Consider the following 3,586-nt stretch of genomic DNA (forward strand, 5'->3'; position numbering starts at 1 on the left):
GGAGAAGGCCGCCGCCGAGGCCGAGGCCAACCCGCCGCGGGTGCTGGTCGGCCTGGTCTCCGAGGGCTTCCGGGTGATTCCACGGGCCGCGGGGCGTCGGCTGGAAACGAATTATCCGGTTCCGCGAAATACTCCTGCCATGGAACGGAAATACGAGGCAGAGGATTCCGTTCGATATTCCGGGTGGAATCGAGGGGTCCGGGCAGGTGAACGCGAGGAGGCGGAACCGCACCCTCCGCCCGGCGCGCGCCGGAGCCCGCCACGGCGGCGCGGGCCGGGCTGCCGGGGGAGGGGTGACCCGAGACGGTCGGCATCACCGCAGGTGGAGGCGGTGATCCCGACGGGCCGGCCGAGGGTGGAGTGATCGCCCCGGGCGGCTTTCCCGCGCCGCGCCGGCCCCACCGCGCCACGGGACGGCGCACGGCTCTGCGCCGGGCTTACGGACCGGCTCCGTGTGCGATCCGGTGCGCAGAATCGTTTTATCGCCGGCCCTGTGCGCCGTTGCGGAGAATTCCTCCCGGGCTCCACTATTCGGATGGTCGCATCGCCATACAGGACATCTGGTCCGTGGCATCCGGCCGGCACCTCCGCGACGCCGGGCGCGACACCCACCGGCTCTCCGCCACCGTCTTTTCTCCGTCGTCCCGCCTGCGCAGATCCCTGCACCGAGGAGGGTTCCGTTGGACAACCGGTACGAGGCCTACGCCTACGCCGACCCGCTCTTCTACGACTCGCCCCGGCGCTGGGGAGCGCACGAGGAGTTCGCCGCCGTCGCCCGGCCGCTGCCGGACGGCTGGGAGCGCGGCGAGCTGGAGATGTGGTCCGTCGTCCGTCCCGTCGACGTCCGGATCCCCGACCAGGGGTGGAAGATCCACGTCTCCTCGTGCATCGAGACCGCGGAGGAGGTCCTGGAGACCGTCCACGCCTACTGCCTGCGGGAACGCATCACCTTCAAGTTCCTGCGCGGGCTGCCGATCCTCCAGGTCCAGAACTCCAAGTACGCCCCGCGCGGCTCCAGCGGGAAGTTCTGCACGCTCTACCCGGTGGACGACGCGGAACTCGGGCGCTGCCTCGACGGTCTCGGCGGGCTGCTGGCCGGCCGCAAGGGCCCGTACATCCTCAGCGACCTGCGCTGGCAGGACGGCCCGCTCTACCTGAGATACGGCGGCTTCGCCGAACGCCACTGCCGCAACGAGAAGGGCGAGCGGGTGCTCGCGCTCACCGGACCGGACGGGCGGCTCGTCCCGGACGTCCGCGGGGCGGGGTTCGCCGTCCCGCCCTGGGCACCCGTCCCGGAGTGCATCGCCCCGGCCGTGGCCGAGCGCGCGGCCCAACAGGACACCGGACTGCCCTACACGGTGGAACGCGTCCTGCACTTCTCCAACGCCGGCGGCGTCTACCTGGCCCGCGACGGCGCGGACCGGCCCCCCGTGGTCCTGAAGGAGGCCCGCCCGTACGCCGGCCTCGACCAGCGGGGCGTCGACGCGGTGACCCGGCTGCGCAACGAGCACGCCGTCCTCCTCCGCCTGGCCGGCGCCCCCGGAGTGCCCGCCGAGCACGGGCTGCTGACCGCCTGGGAACACGAGTTCCTCGTCCAGGAGTACGTCGAGGGGCAGTCCCTCAGCGAGTGGCTGACCGCCCGCTACCCGCTGATCCACCCCGGCGCCGACGAGGACACCGTCGCCGGGTACACCCGCGACGCCCTCGCCATCGTCGGCCAGGTGGAACGGGCGATCGCGGAGATCCACGCCCGCGGCGTGGTCTTCGGAGACCTCCACCCGCGGAACCTGATCATCCGGCCGGACGGCGAACTCTGCCTCATCGACTTCGAACTCGCCAGCACCGTCGAGGCCTTCCTCAGGCCGGCGCTGGGAGCCGCGGGATTCACCGCACCGCTCGGCTACACCGGGACGGACATCGACCGGTACGGACTGGCGGCGATCCGCCTCTGGCTCTTCTACCCGCTGGCCCAGCTGACCGCCCTCGACCCGGGCAAGGCCGGACAGCTCGCCGACGCCCTGGAACGCCGCTTCCCCGTACCGCCCGGCTACGCCGACGACATCCGCCGCTACCTCGGCGCCACGCCGTCCGACGGCCGCACGCCCCGCCCCGAGCTCGACCGCGGCCGGGCCGCGACCCGGGCGCTGCTGGAGGCCCCCGTCGCCGACTGGCCGGCCATCAGGGACTCGCTGGCCGCCGGCATCGCCGCGATGGCCACCCCCGACCGCACCGACCGGCTCTTCCCCGGGGACGTCGCCCAGTTCACCCAGGGCGGGCTCGGCCTGGCCCACGGCGCGGCGGGCGTGCTCTACGCCCTCCACGCCACCGGAGCCGCCGTCGACCCCGGCCACGTCCGCTGGCTGGCCGACGCCGCCCGCGGCCGCACCCTCCCGGCCGGCCTCTACCACGGCGGCCACGGCGTGGCCTACGCCCTGGACCTGCTGGGCGAGCGCGAACAGGCGCTGGAGCTCCTGCCGCGGCTCACCGGCTCCGCCGACGCCGAACCGGCGCCGGGGCTGGCCACCGGCGGGCCCGGCATCGCCCTCACCCTGCTCCACTTCGCGCTCGCCACCGGCGACGACCGGCAGCTGGAGGAGGCGGTCACCCTCGCCAGGACCGCCGCGGCGACCTGGGAGAAGGAGGGCCGCGGCGACCCCAGGCGCCGGGCCGGACTCCTCGCCGGAGCCTCGGGCGCGGCCCTCGCCCTCGTCCGGCTCCACGAGCACACCGGCGACCACGCCCTGCTCGACCAGGCCGAGACCCTGCTGGAACTCGACCTCGACCGGTGCGTCAGGGTCGCCGACGGCACGCTCCAGGTGGTCGACGGCCGCCGGGTCCTGCCCTACATCGAGACCGGCAGCGCGGGCATCGGCATCGCGTTGGACGCGCTGCTCGCCCACCGGCCGGACTCCGCCCTGGCGGACCGGGAGGCGGAGATCCGCCGGGCCGCCGAACCCGAGTTCGTCATCCAGCCCGGCCTGTTCAACGGACGGGCCGGACTGATCGGCCACCTCGCCCTCACCCGCCGGCGGGCCGTCACCGCGCCCGACGCCGACGCCGCGCTGCTGGACCGCCAACGGGCGCTGCTCGCCCTGCACCAGGTCCCCTACCAGGGGCGGCTCGCCTTCCCCGGCGACCAGCTGCTGCGCCTCTCGGCGGACCTCGCCACCGGCTCCGCCGGCGTGCTGCTGGCGCTGGGCACGGCCCTCGCGGGCACCCCGTTCCTCCCGTTCACCGGGGCGCCCGGCACCGCACCGCCGCGCTCGCGCCCCACCTCCCGCTGACGGGCCGCCAGGCTCGTACGCCCCCGGCGCGACCACCGCGCCCCACCGGCTCCCGGCCGCCCGGCCGGGTGATTCACCGCACAGTGAAGGAGAAAGTCATGGCGATCCTCGACCTCCAGACCCTGGAGCTGCCCGAGACCGAGGCGGCCCCGATCGACGACACCCTCGCCAGCACCAGCTCGCTGAGCGTCCTGAACTGCGGGACCAGCACGGTCAGCACGCTCGTCTGCCTCTGACCCCTACCACCCGCCCCTAGGGCGGGCCGTACGGTGAGGCCGGCCGGCTGACCTCCGGGCACCGGC

The 3,586-nt window shown here is 74.5% G+C and carries 2 protein-coding genes; both read left to right on the plus strand.

The genetic code is table 11. From position 1 onward, the window contains the following. The first annotated feature begins 680 nt into the window (after window positions 1–680). A complete protein-coding gene (lanKC, locus tag ABZ885_RS37640; protein WP_360199160.1) occupies window positions 681–3,284 on the plus strand; it encodes a class III lanthionine synthetase LanKC in 2,604 nt (867 codons plus the stop codon). A gap of 98 nt (window positions 3,285–3,382) precedes the next feature. Next, window positions 3,383–3,520 carry a SapB/AmfS family lanthipeptide gene (locus ABZ885_RS37645; protein ID WP_360199162.1) on the plus strand — a complete coding sequence of 46 codons (138 nt, stop codon included), beginning with the start codon at window positions 3,383–3,385 and terminating at the stop codon, window positions 3,518–3,520. The last annotated feature ends 66 nt before the right edge of the window (window positions 3,521–3,586 follow it).

It is taken from the genome of Kitasatospora sp. NPDC047058 (assembly GCF_040643935.1).
Taxonomy (GTDB): domain Bacteria; phylum Actinomycetota; class Actinomycetes; order Streptomycetales; family Streptomycetaceae; genus Kitasatospora.